Origin of the sequence: Pseudomonas sp. S35 (genome assembly GCF_009866765.1) — a bacterium.
Lineage (GTDB): Bacteria > Pseudomonadota > Gammaproteobacteria > Pseudomonadales > Pseudomonadaceae > Aquipseudomonas.
On record NZ_CP019431.1, the window covers coordinates 2,109,496 to 2,130,481 of the forward strand.

Consider the following 20,986-nt stretch of genomic DNA (forward strand, 5'->3'; position numbering starts at 1 on the left):
GGCCAGCCTCCTTACAGGATGCCGGTGGCTTCGGTTAGGAGCCAGATGCCGATCACGAGCAGCACGGCGCCTATGGCGACCGTGAGGCCGAACTGGCCCCAGGTCTTGCGGCCGGTGTGGATTTCGGCGTAGGTCCCGTATGCGTGGTAGCAGACGCCGATGAACATCGACGCCACCACCAGCAAGGCCACGAGCATGATGATGTCGTAGCCGTAATTGCGGATGGTCTCCATGATGCCGTTGCCAGTGCCGCGCGTGGGGTTCTCCAGTTGCGGCAGTCCCTGTGCGAACGACAGCGCGGGCAGCGCGGTGGCGCCCAGGGCCACGATGGCGCGCTGGGCAAGACGGGAAGTGAGGATACGGCTTTGCATGGTCAGTCCTTTCAGGTCAGGAGAGGAGGAAGAAACTCAGGACGAGGTACATCGCGACGAAGCGGATGCACACGCCGAGGAACTGGCGCTGGTTGAGGCGGCTTTCCGTCCATCCCACGTAGGCTGTTCGGATGGCCCAGACGCCCCAGACGAGCAGGACCGCGAACACGACGCCGACCAGAACGGTCGCCATCGCGGAAGGCGCGATGCCGCTGTTGGCTTGAAATGCCGAGATCTGGGCACCGTTCATGGCTTGCCCTCTGCGGTCGTCCGTGGCGGCTCGGCGCTCCGCTCGGTGCGGTAGTCGCTGGCCAGTTCGGAGGCATCGCGCGGCTGGGCACGCGAGGGCGTGAGGTGATCCTGGATGCCGGTGCGCACGCGCGCCAGATCAGCCAGGAGACGCGGATAGTCGAAGTGGTAGCGCTCGCCCGGCGCGACGGGGGCATGCGCGGCGCTGTTAGCGACGGTCCGCTCCAGCGCATCGAGCTGACGCAGCGCGGCGACCAGCTCCTGGGGCTGTGCCGGAGACTCGGCCAACGCCATCGGGGACTGCCCCATCAAGAGGGCCGTCACGAGAAACGTGGGCACGCCGCGATGCGCGGCGCGCAGCCAGATCGAAGCCACCATCGCGCCATTCCTGTGTGATCAGTAATGGCCTGATCGTGACGATCAGAGCTGTTTCAGGCCGCAAACAATAGGAACCGTGCGGCGACCGGTTTGGTGGATACCGAGACCGTTGGCGTCAGCCTGGTCTATCCTGTGGTCAGGAGTAAATCGAGGGGTAATTTATGGGACTAAAGACTGAGCTGAAAGCTTTAGTGGATGAGTTAGATCGCGTGCACAAGGGGGCCACGCCATGGTCTGAAGAGGCTGGCATTCCTGATTTCGTCACTGCCGAGAACGGTATGCAGCGGTACTTCACCCGGAAGGCAAGAGAGGCGCTTGGGCAGTTCTCCTGCACCCTCCATCAGAATCGGACTTTGAACTCAGTGAAGGTCGAACCCGAGGCCTATCAAAAGATTACCCGCCAAGCCGTTGCCGATATGCATGCCGCGGGTGAGCTTTCAGGATTTGATGAATGCGATCGGGGCGGGCTGCTTCCAAAACTGAAATTGCTCATTGAGGAACGACTCGCAAGCATTGCCAACGAACACACGCACTATTTCCCTGCCTGGACCCTGGGCATGGAGAGGAAGTCTCCGTTCTCCCTCGGCCCGGTGACATTCTTGAATAGGTCGGACTGGATAGATTCAGTAGATTTCCCTCAGCAGGGAAAGGATCATTATCTGAACCAACCAGAAGCGAACCACCGCTGGAAGGAAATTCTCAAGGATGCCTTACAGAAGCCCAATGATGGCTCCTCCATCGAAGGGCTGGCCAACGCCGTTTACAGTGCGATCGTCGGATGTCCAGCGTTGGTCAAGGTGACAGTCCGTGGCTATGAACGTGAATTCTCACGCAAGTTGGCGAGATTGGTTGGCAAGACAGCGCTTGACGCTATCTCTCTGGGCTTTGGAGCCCCCGAGTGCTTCCTGCAACAGGCGCTTCAAGACGAGCGCCTACCGCCTGTTGGTAGCGATAGCCTGGTCGAAACTAAAGGATTTTTGTGGTTGCCTGGAAGCTCGCTTGGAAAGCGGATTCTCTCGCAACCTCCCGAACGAGTAAGGCAAGCGCTGGATGACATGGCATCAGTTCTTCCGGCATTCGCGGCGATCATTGAAGGGCTGCTTGATCCATCGAATCACGAGCATCCCAAACTTGCAAACCGATGGGCTACTGCGCTGGACTGGTTCGGCGAAGGCAATCGTGAGTCAAGTGATGCCATAGCGCTGGCGAAGCTCGGAACCTGCCTGGATGTACTGTGTTGCGGCGGCAAGAACGACGGTATCCGTGAGATGGTCGTACATCTGACTGGCACGGCAGGAGATACGCAGGTTGTCCGGGGGGAACCCCCCTCGCACACTGAAGCAGTTGGTCAAGGACATCTATGACCACGGTCGATCGCAGATACTGCATGGCACACACTACGACAGACTGGAATCATTCGCCGCAGAGCGCCAGTATGCCGCCTACCTCGCACGGATCGTGCTGATTGAGTGCGCAGTGCGGCTACAGCGTTATGGTGGTCCGGATGAAGACAAGGCGTTCAGAACAATGTAGCTACAGGTACTTTTTAAAGCTGCCTGCGGTCAGGCTCACGGCCACTCCCAACAAGGCGGCGCTCGGAAGCAGAATCAGAAGCGGATGCACCGAGATCGGCAACGCCAGGTACGTGACCCAGGGCAGCACGGCCAGCGGCATCAGGCTGGCTTTCGCGCGGTGGTAGATGAAGCCCGATTCCCGGCCCGCGCCGAACCGGCGCACATCGCGCCGCACCAGGCCGTCGATCAGCCCGACGAACGCTGCCGTGAAGATCAGCGGCAGCGTGAGCAACAGGACCAGCACTCGCACAAGAAAGGTCAGCGTCGTGAAAGCCGAGGCAATCAGGTAGCTCTCGGTCCAGACATAGACCTGGCTAATGTAGTAGCGAAAGTTGCGCGTCTGCCCGTGGCTGGGCGCGCGGGCACGCTCAGCAGTCAGGCTCATGCGCTCCAGCAGCCCCGAACGCACGAACACCCATTCGTAGCCGGTATCCACCAGTTCGTGTGCCGTGCGCCCCGTCTCCTGCACGACGACGCTGCGCGTGAAGTGGCTGGACAGGTGGTGCAGCTCGTATTGCAACATTTGCTGGGAATGGCGCCAGCCCTCGTCCTTCCAGAACAAGTGCATGCCGACGCACTCCACCACGATGGAGAACAGCAGCGAGCCGATCAGCACCCCCAGCAGCCGGAACGGCAACGTGATGGTGCCGACGATCAGGCCTTGGCTCTGGTTCTGCTCGCGCTGCGCGGTCGAGGCGGCATCTTTCATGGCGAGGCTTCGTTACCGGCGCTGTCGCTGGTGGCCGTCGCGACAAAATCGACCGCCTCGGGCGCGGGATCCTCGAGCAGATCGTCGGGCAAGGCTGCATCCTGCAATGCCGGGGAACTGGTGAAATCCCACCATTGGGTAGCATCGGTATAGCTTTGGCGCATGTAGCCCGCTAACTGCTGGAGATCCTGCGGCATGACCTCATCGGGTGCCGGTGCCGGCAGCGGCATCCGGATCTTCCAGAGCTGGCCGCCCTGCAGAAGCGCGAAGCACTGCCCCTTGGGCAGACCGACCACGTGGGATGGCTCGATCATCGGCACACTGGACATGCTGATGCGGTCCTGGGTGTTGGACGTGAAGTCGGTCGCACCACGGATGTCTGAACTGTCGGTCGCGCCCGAGACGATGGTCGTGGTATAGACCTCGACCTTCGGCAGTTGCCGGGTCAGCAATTCGGCGGTAGCCGTCTCCCGAACTCGCAGCATGAACAGGTTGTTGAAGTTGCCGATGACTTGGCCGGCCTTCGCGCGGTTGCCAATGCGGGCTTCAATGTCGGAGAGCGTCTGCGTGTACGCCGTGACTTGCAGCCCGGCCCCGCCGCCCTTGTTGATGAGCGGTATGAACTCGTCACCCATCAGTTCGTTGAACTCGTCGGCGTGGATGTTGATAGGCACCCGTGCGCTGGCCGACGCATCTGGCAGGCCATCATCGATCCCGTGCTTGTAGATGTGCCCAGCAACCGATACCAAGTCGCTGAACATGGAGTTTCCGACTGCCGCGGCGACCTCTGCGTCGGACAATGCATCCAGGCCCACATAGACCACGGCACGCTTCCTGATCACCTGCATCCAATCGAAGATTGGCCGCGGGTCTGCCAGGTCGGAATAGTTCGGCGCCAAGAGCTGCGCAATCTTGCCGCTGGTGAGCTTTTCAAGCAGTGGCAAGAGGCTGGCGACGATCTTGTCGAAGTACGTTTTGTCGTACCGCACAGCTGAGCGCAGGCCATCCAGCACCGGGTCGTAGTTGCGCGCCTGGGAAAGGTACTGTTCCAGCGCCACCACACGTTTCTCGCGCCCGATCATGTTGCGGGGGATGTTCTTTTCGTTGAGCTTGGCCTCGATCTGGACGATTAGTTCCCACGCCTTTGGCTCCGTCTTCGCGAAGTAGTGCTGGGCGTACTCGATGAACAGCGCGTCGATGTTGATCACGTGGCGCTGGATCAGCATGTAGTCCGGGCGCTGTCCCAGTTCCACCAGAGCGCGCGCGATAATGTTCACGAAGCGCCATGCAAACTCGCGGAAAGCCGCGCTGTTGCCTTCGCCGGAGAGCTGGCCGGCAACGCGGGTGGCGACTTCCGAGATGCGCCCGAAGCGCCCTACGGCGTTGTAGCGCGCGGAAATCTCCGGCCATCCCAAGTGAAAAACATAGAACTCGCCTTCGCGGCCCGCGCGCTTGGCCTCCACGTACATCCGCTTCAGGAGATCGGCATCGCCCTTGGGGTCAATGACAATGACGACTTCATGCTCGCCTGCGGCGTTCTTGCGGCGGATGTCCTGGGTGATGAACAATTCGGCCAGTCTGGTCTTGCCCACACGCGTCGTGCCCAGCACCAGGGAGTGCCCGACACGCTCGCCCAGCGGCAGACTGACGTCCACTTCCTCCGGTTCGATGCCATGCAGCCGTGGGAGGCCGCCCACGGGCGGCAGCGGCCGGACCGGATTGAAAGGCGCATCCCAGCCCGTGAGCCTGGGCAGGCGCGAAAGCGGAAACGGCGCAAACTCCAGTCGTTCTTCCAGGCGCCTTGCCAGTCGGTATAAGAGTGTCGGTTCAACGTAGCGGCGGAACTCCGGCCGGTACGTCTGCATCAGCCGATGGGTGTGTTTCTGTTCCCACAGAAAGCCCCGGCCGATAAAAAGCCGCTGCTGGCTGACTGGCACGTCCTTGCTCGTCATCACATAGCGCGGCAGGCGGCGAATGTTGCGCCGGTAGCGCAGGATGATGCGGGCATCGCGGTAGCGGATGGCGCCGTAGGCGCCGAACGCGAGCGCGCTGCCAACGCCCATTGCCGGGCTCAGCGCGAGCGACCACGGGGCCACCAGGGACAGAAACGCGGCACCCGCACACGCCGCGACGGTGTATAGCTCCACGGCGGGGCGAAGCAGAACCTCGACAGGCTGTTTCCCCGACATGGCTTCATTGCTCGATGCCGGTGGCAGTGATCAGCGCCGGGTAGTGCCGCAGACCCAAACGTTCGGCCAGATCGTCGCCGGACACGGGTGCCATTGGCACGTCGGGCACCAGTGCGCGCAGCTGAGCCAAGGCCTGCGCGGTCTCGACGTTGACCACCAATCCGACCGCGCCGCGCTCACGCAGCGAGGTCGCGTGGCGCCGCAGCCAGTCCTGGGAAGCCTTGTCGTCGCCGACGACCACGAAAGGCCGCAGGCCCGGTGCCTCGATCACCCGCCGCGTGACGGTACCGGGCGTGAGCTTGGCGCTGCGCACCGGCAGCATCGCGGCCTCGTCCGCGGGTGTCGCGGGAGCCTGGAGCGTCGGGATGGGCGACCGCGCCGCGCCATTGACCCGCGGCTGGAGGTTGAGCGCTTCGTAGTACGACAGCGCAGAAGTACCACCGCGGTCTTCCACGACGACCAGCGGCGTGGATTGCGCGCTGGCGCCATGTGATGCCAGGAGCGCCGCCAGCACTGCGACAGCAGGCTGGAGCCTGCGGGGAAATGGCGGGCCGCTGATGGGCCGGATCGTTGGGACAGGGGCGGTGCGGGACACGAAGCTGCTCCTTGATTCAGGGAGCAACTACCTTCACGCCATGAGCAAACAGGATCAGCAAGGAATGGGATGTGCGCCGTGCCCGTTTTTCAACGGGCACGGCCCTGGGAAGCTCGGCTACCCCCCGGTCTGCTGGGCGAACTCGCCGACGACCTTGGCGCCTCGCTCGACCACTCCGCGCCACGCATATGTCTGATGGAAGGCGGTCGGGTCTTCATCGGGCCGCCAGCGGCTGAACGTCATCTTCAGGACATCTCCGCGGTGCACCGCGATGGGGGTTTCGATCGGCAGGAAGGCATGCTTCCAACTATCGGAAGTATCGCCAGCGGCGATGTTGCTGCCGGAGATGTCCAGCACGGTGTCTGTCGAGAGCTGCGCGACGAAGTAGCCCTTGAAACCGGTCAGGAGCCCATCCGAATGCAGGGTGCACGACAGCTCGTGCGCATAGGTAGCCGGCTGGTTCCACCGGCCCTCATAGCGGCACAGCGATTGCGGTTCGCTGAGATACAGGCCGTCCGGCAGGATGCAGTCGTAGTAGAGGTCGAAGGGCGAGCGTATGTCGCGCTGACGGTAAAGCTCGCCGATGTCGTAGCGCGGTGTCAGGCTGTTGACCTGTCCGGTGCACAGATCCTGGTGTGCGCTGATGGCCGCCACCGGCACCAGGTACGAGGACACCGCGAGCGGCAGGATGCGTCCGTCGGGCTTGAGGAAACGTCGGATCGCGTCCTGCAGAATGGGCTGGCAGTTCTCGTTGTCCCCCAGGTTCCCCATGATCTCGGAGATGAGCACGTCCGCAGGCGCGTCGAGGATGATGTCGTAGGACAGGCGGTTGATCGGGACGAAGCGATGCCGGTATCCTGCTTGATCCAGGCGGCGCACCGCCAGTGCGAGGATGTCAGCGTTCATTTCGATGCCGACCACCCGCGCCGCGCCTGCCTCCAGCGCCCATTGGCTGAGGATGCCGGTGCCGGTGCCCAGGTCGATGACCTGATCTCCGGGGCGCACCACGTCGAAGATGGCGCGGCGGTAGGCCGCCATGCGCAGCCGGTCGCCCAGCATGAGGTCGTGGAAGGCATCATCCCAGCCCTGCACTGACTCGGAGAACGGCGTCCACAACTGCTCGGCCCTGTAGTGCATCGTGTTGTCCTCGTTGAGCGGTGGAGTCGCTGGTCGGCGGGTGCTGGCCGTGATGGCGTCCTTTCGGGCGGTGCCGGGGATGGGTTGTACCTTGACGTCCAGGGGCCCGCACTCGGGGCCGGCGATCTGCGCGCCTGATTCCAGGCAGAAGACCGAATGGTGCAAGGGACAGGTGATCGTCTTGCGCGCCTTGTTGACGAGTCCGTGCTGGAGCCGTCCCGCGCGGTGCGGGCAGTGGTGAGGCACGCGGTATTGGCGGTCGCCAATAGCGATCTCGAAGTGCCCGTGCTCTTCGTAGTCGTCTCGCTCCATGACTAGCCTCCGGTCGTGCAAGCGTGCTGTTCGGTGGCGTGCCGTGCCTTGGCAACGGCCTCTCGGAATGCGCGATCGGTGATATGGCTGGCCAGCAGCGCGCCGCAGTAGGCCTTGGCCGGGTCGAGCACGCCGGTGGCGTTCATCGCCGTGAGCAGCCGCTGGCCCTCGATGGCATGGAAGCCGTCGATGTGCTGGTGCTCGGTGTAGTAGGCGTGGGCCTGGATGTTCAGTCGCTGGCAAGCGACGGCATAGCACTCGAAGAACGAGGGAATCACGGTTTCGAGATGGGTAAGCGCTCCGGCGAAGTAGGAGGCATCGTCGGCTCGCAGCGCCAGCCAGAAGAACAGATTGACGAACTCGAAGCTAGATGGGCCGATGCACTCCTGGTAGTGCGCCAGCGCCGTCGGCATGCCGAGTTCGTGCAGCAGCTTGATGTAGAGGGTGGTGTGCGCCCGCTTGATGTTTCCCGAACCGAACTCGTCGATCATGATGCGCAGAAGCGGCATCTGCGCCTCCAACGGCAGGCGGGGCAGCACGTAATAGAACACCTGGGCTTCGGTCAGTCCATCGACGGCAAATTCCTGCACCAGAGTGCGGAACTCGCCGAGCGGCATGTGGTTGGCCACATAGGTTTCGCTGTCGTGCGGCGCCTGTTGCTCGGCCTCGATCTGCGCCTTCATGGCGGCTTTCAGCTCGGCCAGGGAGCCGGGCGGCGATAACTCGCCCAGTTCGCTCATCCGCTGCGCGATCCAGTCACGCTCGAAGGCATCGATGGCTCCTCGCTGGGACCAGGGCGCTTGCAGCCGCGCGCGGTTGGTAAGGTACAGGTTCAGCTGGGTCGGTCTGTGCATGTCGCCCCCTCAGTGTCCAACGGCATGTGGGGAGGCGATGACCCCCCGATCGAACAGTTCCTGTTTGATGTGCGCGTACCAGTCCTCGCTAAGCAGCGAGTAAATGCCGGTCAGCCGGGCTACTTCGGCGCGCAGCGCATCGCCCTCGCTCATCATTGCAATCCGGCACAACGCCGGTTCAAGGTTGGCGAGGGAGACGACACAGCCATCGGCAGGTAGCCCGGCGCCGAGGTGCCGCTCCCAGCCGAGGTAGTACTTGAGGCCGTGAGCCTGCAGCGCGTTGATCTGCTGCGGGCTACGCGGCTCCTCGGCGGAATCCTTGATGCCGACGACCCGCGGCAGCGCCGCAATGGCCAGCAGCGTATCGACGGACGTCTCGTTGCCGGACAGGCTGGACTCGTTGTAGATGTGGATGTCGAGGTCGATGCCGTCATGCACTTCGCGATAATGCGTCAGGATGGCGGCCTGATCGACCAAGCTGCCGAACGGCGAGGTCAGCATGATGCCCGCCACACCCGATTGCTGCGCCTGCTGGGCATAGGCCAGCACCGCATCCGTCGTCGCACGCTCGATGCCGGCCACGACCGGCAGGGAGCCCGCCTGTTCTAGCGTGGCTTCGAGCATAGCGCGCCATTGCCGCTCATTCAGGAGCCAGCCTTCGCCCGAGGTCAGGCACACGATGAAGCCATCGACACCGTGTCGCAGCGAGCGCACCAGGCGTGCGACGCTAGCGCGGCAGACGTCTCCTTCGGCGCTGATCGGGGTGACCAGCGGAACCAAAACTTGATGTGTCATATACCCGCCTGCCTCCCGGTGTAGGTGAATGCCCGCGATGCTTCGTAGAGGGTTTGCAATCCGTCCGGGAAGTGCGGCTGCTGCAGCGTGTCCCCGGCTTGCCATAGCCGACCCTGCAGGCACTGCAGGGCTGCCAGCACCGGATCGTGCGTCGCCAGCCAGCCTTGGCTCTGAAGCACCTGGGCGACCAGCAACGCCTGCTCTGGCGCCAGGGCATTGAGTTCCCGGTGAGAAAGCGCCAGCTGAATCTCGTCGTAGCGGTATCCCTCGCGCTGGATAGCCATGTCGCTGTGCAGCCGATCCATGAACGGGTAGTACAGATCTTGGGCCTCGCGGCTTTGCAACCAGATAACGGCGTCGCAAATGCCGATCTGCTCGTAGTTCATGCGCGGTCGCGCAGCCAGGTGCCGGGTAAAGTACGTCAGCGAGCGGCGTCGGCGGAGTTCGTCGCTGTCGTGCATGCCGAGGAAGAAGGAGGCGTCGATGAACAGCGGACTGTCAGTCATTGTTCCAGCTCCTGCACCGCACTGCGGATGGCGTCGATGGCCGAAGCGAATAACGGCGTTTCGCGCGCGAGCGCGATGCGGATGTAGCGCTGTCCCTTCTGCGGGTTGCTCCAGTAGAAATACTTGCCCGAGAGCACGTAGATGTTGCGGTCGAGCAGATGGGCCTGCAGGGCGTCGGCAGTCCAGGCTGGATCGGTGATCTCGAACCAGGCCACGCTGGTCCTCACAGCAGGCGGCAGGTAGCGCAACAGGCCGCCATCAAGTTGCTGGCGGGCCAGCTCGCGGTTTTCGTCGAGAAGCTCGCGCACGGAGGCGAAACTATCGGCGGCGCTGTCCCGCACATACTCGGTGACCAGCTTGAGCACGAAAGGCGACACGTTCAGCAGGACGCTCGTGACGATGGGGTAGATGTCAGCCTTGAGGTCGCGGCTCGTGGTGAGCGTGGCGCACTTGGCATCTTGCAGCGGCCAGGTCTTGCCGGTGTCCTCCATGGCGATGTAGCGCACCCCGGAGTCTTCCAGAATGGCGTAGACGTCCGGCCGGATCTGGCCGGAGGCGAGGATGAATGCGGCAAAACATAGGTCGAGGATGAGCAGCTTGTCGTGCTCGACGCAGAAGCGCACGACCTCCCGAAAGGCATGATCCGTGGGATGCAGCAGGCTGGTACCGGTTGGATTGTTCGGGTCGACCAGGAACACGGCATCGATGCTCTGCGCCCGTGCAACCAGGTTGCCGTAGATGCCCTGCGGCGATGCAAACAATTCCTCGCCCAGCGGCACCATGGGGACGCGCATGTGCTTCATCAAATCGTGGAGATTGTCGAAACAGGGTTCGATCAGGCCGACCCGCAGGCCCTTCTGCTGGAGATAGGTCGCGGTGATGTGCATGGCGATGGACGCGGCGTAGACCAGATAGATGTCGTCGCTGCGTTTCAGGGCCCGGTGTTGCCCATGAAGGCTGTAGAACGCCGAGATGAAATCCTGCTCGCTCTGGTATTGGCTTTGTCCTGCTGCTTCGTACCAGAGCTTGGGCAGGCTCTCGACGATCTTGCGTTGGGTCGGACTCTGATTCTGATGGGTATGTGCATCCGCAAGGTTGTAGCGGGTACGCAGCGCGGCGATCTCGTGCTGGGTGATGTCAGCCTTGGCAAGGACGGTGTCCAGTTGGGTGGATGGCAGTGTGGCGACGGTCAAGCTCATGGGATCTTCCTTGTAGCTGTTTATGGTTTTGGTTGAAGCAAAACTCGACCTGCCGCTGGCGGAAACCAGCGGAAGGTTGCATCAGGGAAGCGGGGGGAGAGCGGTGTTTGCTAATGGCTAGGTTTGGGCGTCGATGCGCCGGGATAGCGCAGACCCTCGATCAAGCAGGAATTTACGCAGCCGTTGTGGGTAGTCGATCTTGACGGCCGTCTGGACAGATGGTCGCTGCGCCAGTTGCATGCGCCATGCGGTGACCTTCGGCAGATCGGTGAAGAAACCGAAGTCGCCGATGGTCTCGAACACGTCGAAGTAGCGAAACACCGGGCCGAACGCGGCATCGACGATGCTGAAATGCTCGCCGGCGAAGTAAGGGCCCGTGTCGAGCGTGACTTCGAGCTGCTCGAAGCGGTTGCGCAGATCCTTGGCCTTAGCCAGCAGCGTGGGGTCATCCGACGCGGCATAGAACGCCCAAACGGCGTTCAGCAGCGCAGAGCCGAACTCGACCCACGCGCGGTGCTGGGCGCGTTCGAGCGGAGCCTCCGGATGCAGACGCGGCGCAATCGTTTCGTCCAGGTAGTCGCAGATGACGGCGGACTCGAAGATGGGCGTGCCATCGACGACCAGCACCGGTGTCTTGCCCAGCGGCGACAGCTCCAGAAACCATTGCGGCTTGTTGCCCAAGTCGATGTCCTGGCGCTCGAAGGTCACATCCTTTTCGGTCAGGACGATGGCTGCGCGTTGGACATAAGGGCAAAGGGCGTGGCTGACGAGCAAATAGTGGGGTGTCATGACGTGGCTCCTTCGCTTCAATTTGCACGGGGCGCTAGGCGCGCACTGCGTCGTAGTGCCCAGGTGCCATCCCCGATCAACCAGAGCGAGAGTGAGGCGATGATCAGGAACACCGGGTACTCCCAGCCGCCGCCCGCGCTGGTATGCGCCCAGCCGTTAGGCACATGCACCCATGCGGCGGTGGCCATGAGGGGCACCAGCAACAGCGCCACCTGCCGGGCGTAAAGGCCAAGTACGAGCGCGATGCCGCCGAGCAACTCGGCAAGGAAGACCGGATAGGCCAGAGAGCCGAGGAACCCAATGCTCTCGAAGTACTGCGCCGTGCCCGGCAGGGTGAATACAAACCATTTGAGCAACGCGTGGGCGATCCACATCACGCCAAGAGCCAAGCGAAGCAGGAAGGCACCGTATTGGCTGGACGTTGGATTGAGTGAAGTGGATTGGTTCATCAGGTTTCGCTTTCATAGAGTTGCAGATAGCAAAACGGTACTATTGCGTTGCTGCTTATTGAATAGGCGTTTATTCAACAACGGAATGCAAAAACGCAATGGGGGAGAAGGAATGGGGATGCAATACAAAATCACCGCGGCCGACCTAGAGACGATCCTGACACTCACGCGCACCAGTACCCTGGCCCAGGCTGGAGAGCGGCTGGGCCTGGACAGTTCCACGGTGTTTCGCAATCTCCAGCGCATCGAGCGCGGGCTTGAGCGGCGACTGTTTGAGCGCACGCGCAGCGGATACCAGCCCACCGAGATGGCGCTGGCGCTGGCCGAACACGCGGAGCAGGTTGAAGTGCAGGTGGAGTCGGCCCGATCCGTCGCGCAAATGACGCCCGAGCAAGTGGCTGGTACCGTAAGGATCACGACGACCGACACGTTGCTGCATGGGCTGGTCGCACCAGCGCTGCAGGCGCTCGAAGCTACGCATCCCTTGCTCACCTACGAACTGCACTCGGGTAACGAGCTTGTCAGTCTGACCCGGCGGGATGCTGACATCGCCGTGCGCGCCACGAAGCAGCCGCCCGACTACTTGGTGGGAAAATGCATCGGCCCTATCCGGGTGGCCATGTTCACCGCCGCGCGGCATGGGAGGGTGAACAGTTACGAGGACGTTGAGGCCGGCAAGGCCCGGTGGATTGCGCCAGATGACGCGCTGCCCGACCATCCCTCTGTAGTGTGGCGCAAGAAGCACTTCGCGAAGGTGGCTCCCCATTACAAGGTGAACAGTATCCTCACGGTCATGGAACTGGTCGCCCAGGGCATGGGGATAGGCATCCTGCCGCTGTTTCTCACCAAAGGCCGCTCTGATCTTCAGCAGATCACCGAAGTGATCGACGAGTGCCAGACCGATCTCTGGGTGTTGACACATCAGGAGTCGCGGCATCTGCGCCGAGTCTCGGCCGTCTTCAGGCATCTTGGCGCTGCTCTGAAGCTCTGATCCTGGTCGCGGGCTCAAGGGTCCTGCCTCCCGCTAACAATGTTTGGTGGTGATTCGCCGACAATTCTCGCCAGGCGCTGGCTTACGCTGCGCCGGTAGCGGGCGGCAGGCTCGCCGCCTGCGGGGCGGTGGTATCGACCGATCGCGAGCAGCCAGTCTTCGCCGGTGACGTGTTGCTCCTTCAGGATATCGGCGGCGATCGCGAGGTTTCGGTACGGGTCCAGCAGGTCGCACGCGCTGGTGAAGCGGTGCTTGTGGTAGCCCAGGTTGATCTGGCCCAGGCCGGCGTCGATGCGCGTGTGCCGCGTGGAGCGCATCGCCTGCTGCAAGCCGGAACAGGCGTCGGCGCGGGTGGCGAAGCGGCGTGACTGGCCGGCCACGTTGAGGGACCACGGCCATGGGACGATGCGCCCCTTGCGCCGGACGCCGCTCTCTTGCAGGGCCACGGCATAGAGCACGGTCGAGGGAATGCCAGCGCGTTGCGCGGCAAGTTGGTAGGCCGGTGGCGGAACCTCCTGGGCTTGGGCTGCGCAGACGTACAGGCCAGCAGAGAGCACCACTGCTCGCAGGGGCCGCAAGAGGGGAGTAGTGACTACGGCTGACGCTGCCATTGGCCGTTCACCTCGTGTACGACAGCCGGCAGGTCGCCAGGCACTCCGAGCGATAGCCAGCGACCGCCATCGTGGTTGAGCGTGATGCTGCCACTGCGCACCCGTGCAGGGTCGATCTGGGCGCGCTTGGCCCAGTCGCGGATACGCGCGTCGTCCTGGCGGCTGCCGACCATGTACAGATCGAACTCGCCCCCGGACGATTGCAGGCGCTGCACGATCTGCCCGCATGCGGCGCAGCCGTCCTTGACGAACACCGCCGTGCGGCCGCTGCCGCGCATGGCGGTGGCGCTTGGTTTGTCGTCGGGCAGGTTTACACGCTGCATGCCGGGGTTCAGGCGCTGCCAGGCCTCGTCGTAGGCGCGCTGATACGCCAGCAGCTTCTCCACGCGACGTGCTTCGACTTGCACCTGCAACTCTGCGTAGTGCCGCCGCTCTTCGTCGGTGCGGGCCTCGATGCCCAGGGCCGATAGCGGATCCAGATTGGGCGAGTAGATGCCGAGTGGCCCCTCCATCAGCTCGCGGTAGCGGGCCCATTCCGGAGTTTGCAGTCCCCAGTCGCGGGCCGCACGGTCGTCCAGGGCGCGTCCCATCAGGGGCCGCTCTTGGCTGGGCGCGGTACGGGACTGGGCCGTGGCGGGCTGCTGGGCCGAAGCTGGAAGGTGCAGCGCTGCCAGCAGCGAGAGGATGAGAACGGGAGGGTGTTTCATCGCATGGTCTCTGCGTCAGGGAATCGCCAGGCGGCGGATCTGCTCGCCCGCCTGGAACACGGCGGTGTTTCCTTCGATGACCTGCAAGCGCCACGGACCGGCCATATCGCCGGGCAGCAGTACCTGCACCTGGTCGGCGGTGAAATCCCCCTCGGCCGGGGCGACGGATACGCTGCGTTGGGCGGCACGCAGCTCGGCACCCACGATGCGGAACGGCAGCGGGGCCGGCTCAGGCTGGGCGGTAGCGGGCTTGCTCTGCGAACGCGGCTTCGCAGGCGTAGCCGCACGTGTCGTCGCCTGTCGCGTCTTGATTTGCTCGACCTCGGCGCGTAGCGCCTGAAGGTCGTCTATGGAGGCAAGGCCGAACAGCGTCTGCTCGATATGTGCGATGCGGGCATCCAGGGCCTGGCGGATATCTTGCAGGCCTGCGGCCGTCGCGGCTGCGGGCCGTTGCTGTAAGGCCTGGGTGGTTTCGCCCAGCCCGGTTACCCGCGCTTCGAGGCGTTGCAGACGGGACGCGAGCAGCTCCCGATCAGTCTGGTCGTTCATCGTCTGGTAGCCCATGACCATGAAGACGCTCAGGCTGATCAGCCAAAGCCAGATCAGGCTTTGCACGACTACGGTGGCAGTCGCTCGCCGGGAAGGCTGTGAGGTGTTGTTCATGACTGACCTCCCGCGAGGGGAAACGTCTGTACCGCGTCGGCGGCAGGCGGTTCGGACACCGGCGCGGTAGCGTCGCCGTGGACCTGCTCGAAGCAGACTTGGCGCGTGCGGTCATTCGCGTCCAGCTCCCAGGCTGGGCCGGCCAGTGTGAGCAACGCCTCGCGCAAGGTCATGGGGCCCAGATTCAGGTGCGCCGCCGGCAGCGGCAGCGCGTATAGCTCGGCCACGGCATGCGCCGTCTCGCAGAGTTGGTAGCCGCTACGCTTGAGCACGTGCCGGAGTCCGTCGCCGACCGTGGCGCGGGCATCTCCAGGCATGGAAACATCGACGGTCTGCAGCAGCAGATCGCGTTGCGCCGCCATAGGTGCTAGTTCCACCAGGGTATAGCGTCCATAGCGCACGACAGGAATGAGCTGCGGCGCCTCGGGGGCCGGTGCGGGCGAGGCTTCCTCGATGGCATCGGGCGAATGCGGCGCCGTGGTCGTCGCACAGCCCCCAGCCAGCACCGAACAAAGCAGGCCGAGGATTCCCGCCAGTAGGCGGCGTTCGGGATGGTGAAACCAGGTTGGAGAGGGGCACATAGCTCGGCGTCCTGAAACATCGAGCCCTCACCATTACCGCTAAGGAGGTGTGCAACAGCAAACAATGCGAATCACGCTTCTTCCGATTTGCTGGTAGCGGTTCAAAAAAAAGGCCCCGAAGGGCCGTAAGTGGAGATGGTCAGGCGGCGACAAGCTGCCGGGCCAATGCGACCTCGACGGAATCACCGTCTTGGTTCAGGACATCCAGCCCGGATTCAGGCACGTCGCCCGAGGTGGACTGCGAGACCATGATCTTCTTGGCCATCAGTTCCAGGCAGGTCATCTGCGAGGAGCCTGCATAGCCGAGGTAGATCACTCGCACGGGCTGTTCCTGCCCGATGCGCCAGGAGCGGCGGGCCGCTTGCTGAAGCGAGTACACGTTGTAGCCCGATTGCATGAACACGATCGTCGGGAAGTCCAACAGGTCCAATCCCGTCTTGACCAGCTCGGGATTGGTGATGAGCACATCGATGCCGCGGTCCAACTGCTCGGCGATCCAGTCTTCGCGGCGGCTGGCATCCACGCTTGCGCGCAGTACCGCCACCTTGACGCCTTCCTGCTCCAGCAGCACCTTCAGGCGTGACGTGGTGTCGCGCTTGCCGCTATAGACCGTATAGGTCAGGACCTTGCGCCCCTGCGCCTTCTCCTGCTTGCAGATGTCGATCAGCTCACGCTCCTTGGGGCTGATCTCGAACTCGTTGAACTGAGCCGGGACGAACGCCAAGGTGTCGCGCGTGCGCGGATGCACCACCGTCTCCGACCGGAAGCAACAATCCGGCCAGGCCAGCAGCACGTTGAGAACCACCCCCAGCAAGGTCGTGTCGCGTCGCGCCAGAGCCTGCTTCAGCTCTGTGGTCAGCCGACCCGCCAGGTCGCGGTAGGCCGCGGCCTGCGCCGTGTCCATCGTGACTTCACGGAACTCCTCGTCATACGGGGGCAGGACGTCGCCACCGATGTCTTTGAGCTTGAGGAAGATCGTGAACGGCAGGATGCAGCGCAGCACACCCTTGGGGCCGAAGCCCGGAGCCTTGACCGTTCTGACACTGACTTTCGTGCCTTTCGCAGTCTTGTGCGCCGTGCCGGTGCTCTCGGAATAGATGTCCTTGAGAACACCGTGATCGCGCATGAACGCCATCGCGGCCGAGGTCATGCTGCCGCTCGTGGTCGGGCGGTAGCCGTCTTCGATCATCCGCCCGGGAAGGGCTCGGAACAGCAGGTAGTCGGGTAGGGACAGGCCATTGCTGGCCCATCCCCCCCTAAGAACCGTACGTGAGAGTTTCCCCTCATACGGCTCAAGCCTTTCAAAGCCCGCTTTCGCGAACCGGCTTCACCACCTTGAGACCATTGACGTGAATCTGGTTATGACAGTTCGGATGCACCATGACCAGGTTGGAGTTGATGTCCAGCCCGCCGTCTACCCGCCTGACCAGATGATGGACATGCCACCCGCTGGTTTCGGTGAGGGGTTGACTGCAAACCGGGCACCTGCCGCCCTGTTCCATCCAAAGCCGAATGAGCTTCTTCCGTCCTTGTAGCGAGTCCTTTAACTTGAAGCCGAACCTCTGCTCAAAGTAGGTTTCCCACTGCGGGTCGAACGGATTGGCATCAGCCTTGATCTTGCGGTGCCGACGAATCTTCGTATCGCAAATGTCCCGAAGTGCGGCCAGCTTTGGTTTCCCATTGCTGAGCCGTTCCCCAGTGTCCATCGCGAACGCCCATCCGCGGAAGCCGTCGGTCCGGAAATACTTCTTCCGTACCCACTGCGCTCCTTTGTTCGGGTGGCGTCGTCTTACCCACTGCGACAGACATTGCCAAATCTCCATCCTGACGCGCTCGAAAGTGCGGCGAGCCACGACGTGCCGATGGTAGTTCGCCCACCCCTGAATCATCGGGTTGAGCGCCTTCACCAGCTTGTCTTGGCGGAGTGCCTTGTTGCCCTTTACGAACTCTCGGACTTTGCCGAGGAACGCCGAGACGTTCTTCTTGGCTGGCTTGATGAGAAGCTTGCCGTCGTACTTGCGTACGTTAAAGCCGAGAAAATCAAACCCATCGTCGATGTGCGTGATCTTGGTCTTCTCTGGCGAGAGTGTGAGCCCCCGTACAGCCAGAAATTCCTCGACCATCGGACGAACCTCTTGCTCCAGCACTTCTTTCGTTGCGCCGGTGATGATGAAGTCGTCCGCGTACCGAACGATGTTGACCTTCTGCTTGTTCCAGTTCTTCTTCAAGTACCGCCGAAGAAGCATAGGTTCAAGACCATCGAGGGCCAGGTTTGCCAGCGTTGGCGAGATGATGCCACCTTGCGGTGTTCCCGCTTCCGTTGGATAGAGAGCGTTGCTTTCGAGGTATCCCGCTTTCAGCCACTTCCGTAGCACCGCCGAGTCCATCGAGACGTTCTCGGACAGCCAATCGTGACTGATGTTGTCGAAGCAGCCTTTGATGTCTGCCTCAAAGACCCACTGAGCACGATCTTTCTTTGCCAATAAAGCGAAGCATTGTTCGATCGCATCTGCCGTGGAACGAGCGGGGCGGAACCCATAGGAGTTAAGATCCCCCGTCGTTTCCGAGACTGGTTCGAGCGCAAGCAAGTACAACGCCTGCATTGCCCGATCCTTCATCGTCGGAATCCCGAGTGGCCTCAATTTGCCATTCGATTTCGGGATGTAGATTCGCTTCAACGGCAGTGGCCGATAGCCGTGCCGCCGCAGCGATTGGACCGCCTGAGATTTGGCCTCCGGTGTAGACCATGTAATGCCATCCACACCCGGAGTTTTTTTGCCTTGGTTCTCGGTGACTCGTCTGACGGCCAAAGCTTTGCCGCTGAACGAGTGGGTCAGAATCCACTGCAAGGCTTTCACCTTGCCGTGTTTCCCTTCCCGTGTTGCCTTTACGATACGCGCTTGGAGCCTTCGCACTTCACGGTGACACGCGGCCCAGTCGATGCTGTGCCATGTGACCGATTCGTGTGAGGGCGCACCCGCGCAAGCAATTTCTTGCGTAGTCATCTGCATTTCCCTCTTGTAGAAGGTTGGACAAGTTTTCTCGTAGAGAAAGACCAAGTGGAAGTCTGCTCGCTTTCGCGCGGGATGATGTCGCCTTGCGGCTCAATCCCTATCCACTCCATTACAGAGCGGCATTCGCTTTCTCCACATTCCTCTACCCGCACCTCCAACAGCATTCCTTGCGGTCTGCCTGCCCCGAGGGGCAGAGATACGGGCTTACCGTGTTTCACTTGATTCACAAGGTCGGATTAGGTTGTGCCTTTTCGCCGGTAGCTATGAATGTCCGTGCATCCCCACTATTCAAAGGGATGTCCAGCTACAGCCCCATTTTGGGAAAGAGCCTGTCAGCATCTTTGGCTCTATCAGACGTGACGACGTTTATCAGCACTTCACTTGCGTTAACCATACCAACCAGCCTAGCGACCCAACCGCGTTGATGCTCGCAGTAGCAGGGTCAGCCTCGCGGCATTCCCTTGGCTTGCGCCGGTCTACATTGTCTCGGTGGCTTCACACGCAGTCGTTACCAACCACGCATGCACCGATAGGCTACTGATGACGGAACATCAGGCTTCCTGCCGCCGAAGCGGTGAAGCAATGAATCAAGCGACTTCACGTCGCACGAACAGGTCGTCACCGTAGCCACCCATCAGCGTGCCAGTGAGCAGCAACGTCTTGCGGGACTTTGCTGCCAGCACGCCCATGGCCTGGCCCTGGGCGCTGCCACCGTTCTTGTACTCGTGCGCCTCGTCGGCGATGAGTAGGTCGAACGTACCTTGAGGAAGGTATCTCTTGATGAACTCGGACGGCTGATAGCCACCCTCGCCAAACCCGAACTCCATGTTCGCCATCGCACGCTCCATGCGCGTGGCCTGGCGGTCGGAGAAGACCAGCTCGCCGCGGTCATCCATCAAGTTGATGAACTCATGGATGTTGTCGCCCAGCATCGATGCCAGAAAGCCGTCACCGAACTTCTGCATGAGCTTCTGCGCGGTGACTTCCCCGATTGTCGGGATGCGCTTCAAGGCTTTGAGGACGGCCGAGGACTGGTCGCTAGCGGACAGGGTTCTCGGGCGGATCAGCGTCCACAGGGGCGCGGCGCAATGGCTGCACTTCCTGCGGTATTCCTCAGATTCGAGTTCGACCGGATTGACCGGTTCGCCGTCGAGGTTGGTGATGACATGGCCGCAGTCCGGGCAGGCTGCCACGTCGCCGTCGCCGTCGCCGTCGCGGGTGCGCCGCCGGGTGAAGACGGGCCGCCAGTGGAAGCCCATCCGCATCCGCACGCGCCCCAGAACGAAGAACTCCTGGCCCGTGGGCTGCACACCTAACTGCTCGCGCAGCTTGATGAGCTTAACTAGGGTGTCGGGGCCGTTGAGTACCCAGACCTTGGCGCCGGCCACCGTCTCCTGAATCTCGCGCCGCCACTTGTAAACGAGATGCGGCGGCGAAAGAACAAGGGTGCGGCGGTAGCCTTCGGCGTTGAGCACGGCGGCCGTGGCGATGCCGACGGTCGTTTTGCCGCAGCCCATTTCGCCGTTGATGATCGCGGCGCGCTCGCCACGATCGATCAGCAACTCGGCGGCGGCCTGGACGACTTCGGCCTGGGCCTCAAACAGTTTGCGCTTGAGGCTGGCGACGATGAGCTGACGGTGCGCTTGCGGCTGGCCCGTATAGACCGGCGGGTTGGCACGATTGAGGGATTCGAGCAGTTCGTCGCCGAAGTCGGTGACGAAATCCTGAAGGCTCAGGGTCAGAGGGGAAGATTCCGCGTCGAGCAATTCGCCCTGCACGGGCGTCGCGTCAGCGGCTGTGGTGTCGAGATCGAGGGACATGGTGATGCTCCAAAGAAAAATGGGGCATGCACCACCCCCCATCGGGGCAGTGGCATGCCCCAGGGTGGGAAGATCGATTTCAATCGGCACGCGGCCGACGGTGATGAAAAACGCAGGCGCTTGCGGCCTGCTGGTGAAACGTGCTCAGACTTCGGACGGCAGCACGATGAGAGTGAAACGGCGCTCCGCATCGGTGACGATGCGAATGCTCAGCTCAGGGCGGACCACGTAGTGCGATTCCAGCGGTGCACCCGATTGCAGTGCGATGCCGTTGGCATGCCATTGCTCCTCGGTGACTTCACCCCAATCGCCACGGGCGTGGCGACGGAAGTACGGAAGCGGGTCGAGACGGCCAGAGCGGACCATGCGGTCGATGCCTTTGCTGAGGATGAGTGCGCCGATGGGAAACTGCAGCTCCCGGCAGTAGGTTTCGATGCGATGCGATGCCATGGGACTCCTCCTTGATGTGGCATTTAGCCATGACACCCCTGGC

General features: G+C 62.4%; 21 protein-coding genes and 2 pseudogenes. 2 read left to right on the top strand and 21 right to left on the bottom strand.

What is annotated here, in order from left to right; genetic code table 11:
* Positions 1-11 precede the first annotated feature (11 nt).
* From PspS35_RS09590 to PspS35_RS09600, 3 genes are read right to left on the bottom strand one after another with little or no spacing between them, the layout of a single operon-like run.
* A complete protein-coding gene (locus tag PspS35_RS09590) occupies positions 12-371 on the bottom strand; it encodes a TIGR03745 family integrating conjugative element membrane protein (RefSeq protein WP_159933884.1) in 360 nt (119 codons plus the stop codon).
* 16 nt (positions 372-387) lie between these two features.
* The gene (locus tag PspS35_RS09595) at positions 388-621 is read right to left on the bottom strand and encodes a TIGR03758 family integrating conjugative element protein (RefSeq protein ID WP_159933886.1); all 234 of its coding nucleotides are present in this window, start codon (positions 619-621) and stop codon (positions 388-390) included.
* Complete coding sequence (locus tag PspS35_RS09600; protein WP_159933888.1) at positions 618-998, bottom strand: RAQPRD family integrative conjugative element protein; 381 nt, start codon at positions 996-998, stop codon at positions 618-620. Before PspS35_RS09600 ends, PspS35_RS09595 begins: the two co-directional genes overlap by 4 nt.
* 161 nt (positions 999-1,159) lie before the next feature.
* Between PspS35_RS09600 and PspS35_RS09605 the strand changes: the two genes are divergently transcribed.
* Positions 1,160-2,362, top strand: a complete 1,203-nt coding sequence (locus PspS35_RS09605) for a hypothetical protein (protein WP_238786007.1) — start codon at positions 1,160-1,162, stop codon at positions 2,360-2,362.
* Positions 2,363-2,531: 169 nt separating this feature from the next.
* Here PspS35_RS09605 and PspS35_RS09610 read toward each other — a convergent pair whose 3' ends face one another.
* The 10 genes from PspS35_RS09610 to PspS35_RS09655 form a co-directional block, all read right to left on the bottom strand.
* The gene (locus PspS35_RS09610) at positions 2,532-3,281 is read right to left on the bottom strand and encodes a TIGR03747 family integrating conjugative element membrane protein (RefSeq protein ID WP_159933890.1); all 750 of its coding nucleotides are present in this window, start codon (positions 3,279-3,281) and stop codon (positions 2,532-2,534) included.
* Positions 3,278-5,470 carry a type IV conjugative transfer system coupling protein TraD gene (traD, locus tag PspS35_RS09615; RefSeq protein ID WP_159933892.1) on the bottom strand — a complete coding sequence of 731 codons (2,193 nt, stop codon included), beginning with the start codon at positions 5,468-5,470 and terminating at the stop codon, positions 3,278-3,280. Before traD ends, PspS35_RS09610 begins: the two co-directional genes overlap by 4 nt.
* Positions 5,471-5,474: 4 nt before the next feature.
* On the bottom strand, positions 5,475-5,984 hold the full coding sequence (locus PspS35_RS09620; RefSeq protein ID WP_159938013.1) for an integrating conjugative element protein: 510 nt from the start codon (positions 5,982-5,984) through the stop codon (positions 5,475-5,477).
* A gap of 198 nt (positions 5,985-6,182) precedes the next feature.
* Positions 6,183-7,514 (bottom strand): methyltransferase domain-containing protein, encoded by a 1,332-nt coding sequence (locus tag PspS35_RS09625; protein WP_159933893.1) that lies wholly within the window; start codon positions 7,512-7,514, stop codon positions 6,183-6,185.
* Between the two features lie 2 nt (positions 7,515-7,516).
* Entirely contained in the window at positions 7,517-8,368 is an 852-nt protein-coding gene (locus PspS35_RS09630; RefSeq protein WP_174244794.1) for an iron-containing redox enzyme family protein, read from the bottom strand.
* Positions 8,369-8,377: 9 nt separating this feature from the next.
* On the bottom strand, positions 8,378-9,163 hold the full coding sequence (locus PspS35_RS09635) for a dihydrodipicolinate synthase family protein (protein WP_159933894.1): 786 nt from the start codon (positions 9,161-9,163) through the stop codon (positions 8,378-8,380).
* Positions 9,160-9,669, bottom strand: coding sequence for a DUF6190 family protein (locus tag PspS35_RS09640; RefSeq protein WP_159933895.1), 510 nt, complete (start codon positions 9,667-9,669; stop codon positions 9,160-9,162). Before PspS35_RS09640 ends, PspS35_RS09635 begins: the two co-directional genes overlap by 4 nt.
* Positions 9,666-10,868, bottom strand: a complete 1,203-nt coding sequence (locus PspS35_RS09645) for a pyridoxal phosphate-dependent aminotransferase (RefSeq protein ID WP_159933897.1) — start codon at positions 10,866-10,868, stop codon at positions 9,666-9,668. Before PspS35_RS09645 ends, PspS35_RS09640 begins: the two co-directional genes overlap by 4 nt.
* A 117-nt stretch (positions 10,869-10,985) precedes the next feature.
* On the bottom strand, positions 10,986-11,657 hold the full coding sequence (locus PspS35_RS09650) for a glutathione S-transferase family protein (RefSeq protein WP_159933899.1): 672 nt from the start codon (positions 11,655-11,657) through the stop codon (positions 10,986-10,988).
* A 17-nt stretch (positions 11,658-11,674) separates the two neighbouring features.
* On the bottom strand, positions 11,675-12,106 hold the full coding sequence (locus PspS35_RS09655) for a DoxX family protein (protein ID WP_159933901.1): 432 nt from the start codon (positions 12,104-12,106) through the stop codon (positions 11,675-11,677).
* Positions 12,107-12,224: 118 nt separating this feature from the next.
* Between PspS35_RS09655 and PspS35_RS09660 the strand changes: the two genes are divergently transcribed.
* Positions 12,225-13,097 (top strand): LysR family transcriptional regulator, encoded by an 873-nt coding sequence (locus PspS35_RS09660; RefSeq protein ID WP_159933903.1) that lies wholly within the window; start codon positions 12,225-12,227, stop codon positions 13,095-13,097.
* 14 nt (positions 13,098-13,111) lie between these two features.
* On the opposite strand, the gene PspS35_RS09665 is transcribed toward PspS35_RS09660, so the two are convergent.
* The 8 genes and pseudogenes from PspS35_RS09665 to PspS35_RS09700 all read right to left on the bottom strand — a co-directional run bounded on the left by PspS35_RS09665 (position 13,112) and on the right by PspS35_RS09700 (position 20,943).
* Entirely contained in the window at positions 13,112-13,708 is a 597-nt protein-coding gene (locus PspS35_RS09665) for a transglycosylase SLT domain-containing protein (protein WP_159933905.1), read from the bottom strand.
* Complete coding sequence (locus PspS35_RS09670) at positions 13,690-14,415, bottom strand: TIGR03759 family integrating conjugative element protein (protein ID WP_159933907.1); 726 nt, start codon at positions 14,413-14,415, stop codon at positions 13,690-13,692. The genes PspS35_RS09665 and PspS35_RS09670 overlap by 19 nt, the downstream gene beginning before the upstream one ends.
* A gap of 15 nt (positions 14,416-14,430) precedes the next feature.
* Positions 14,431-15,078: a hypothetical protein gene (locus PspS35_RS09675; protein ID WP_159933909.1), complete on the bottom strand. Its 648-nt coding sequence runs from the start codon at positions 15,076-15,078 to the stop codon at positions 14,431-14,433.
* A complete protein-coding gene (locus PspS35_RS09680) occupies positions 15,075-15,659 on the bottom strand; it encodes a PilL N-terminal domain-containing protein (protein WP_159933911.1) in 585 nt (194 codons plus the stop codon). The genes PspS35_RS09675 and PspS35_RS09680 overlap by 4 nt, the downstream gene beginning before the upstream one ends.
* 139 nt (positions 15,660-15,798) lie before the next feature.
* Positions 15,799-16,878: pseudogene (locus tag PspS35_RS09685) on the bottom strand (C-terminal helicase domain-containing protein); the annotation flags it as partial.
* 82 nt (positions 16,879-16,960) lie between these two features.
* A complete protein-coding gene (ltrA, locus tag PspS35_RS09690; RefSeq protein ID WP_159933913.1) occupies positions 16,961-18,664 on the bottom strand; it encodes a group II intron reverse transcriptase/maturase in 1,704 nt (567 codons plus the stop codon).
* Between the two features lie 617 nt (positions 18,665-19,281).
* Positions 19,282-20,493, bottom strand: a pseudogene (locus PspS35_RS09695) (DEAD/DEAH box helicase family protein); the annotation flags it as partial.
* A 144-nt stretch (positions 20,494-20,637) separates the two neighbouring features.
* The gene (locus tag PspS35_RS09700; RefSeq protein ID WP_159933915.1) at positions 20,638-20,943 is read right to left on the bottom strand and encodes a hypothetical protein; all 306 of its coding nucleotides are present in this window, start codon (positions 20,941-20,943) and stop codon (positions 20,638-20,640) included.
* Positions 20,944-20,986 lie beyond the last annotated feature (43 nt).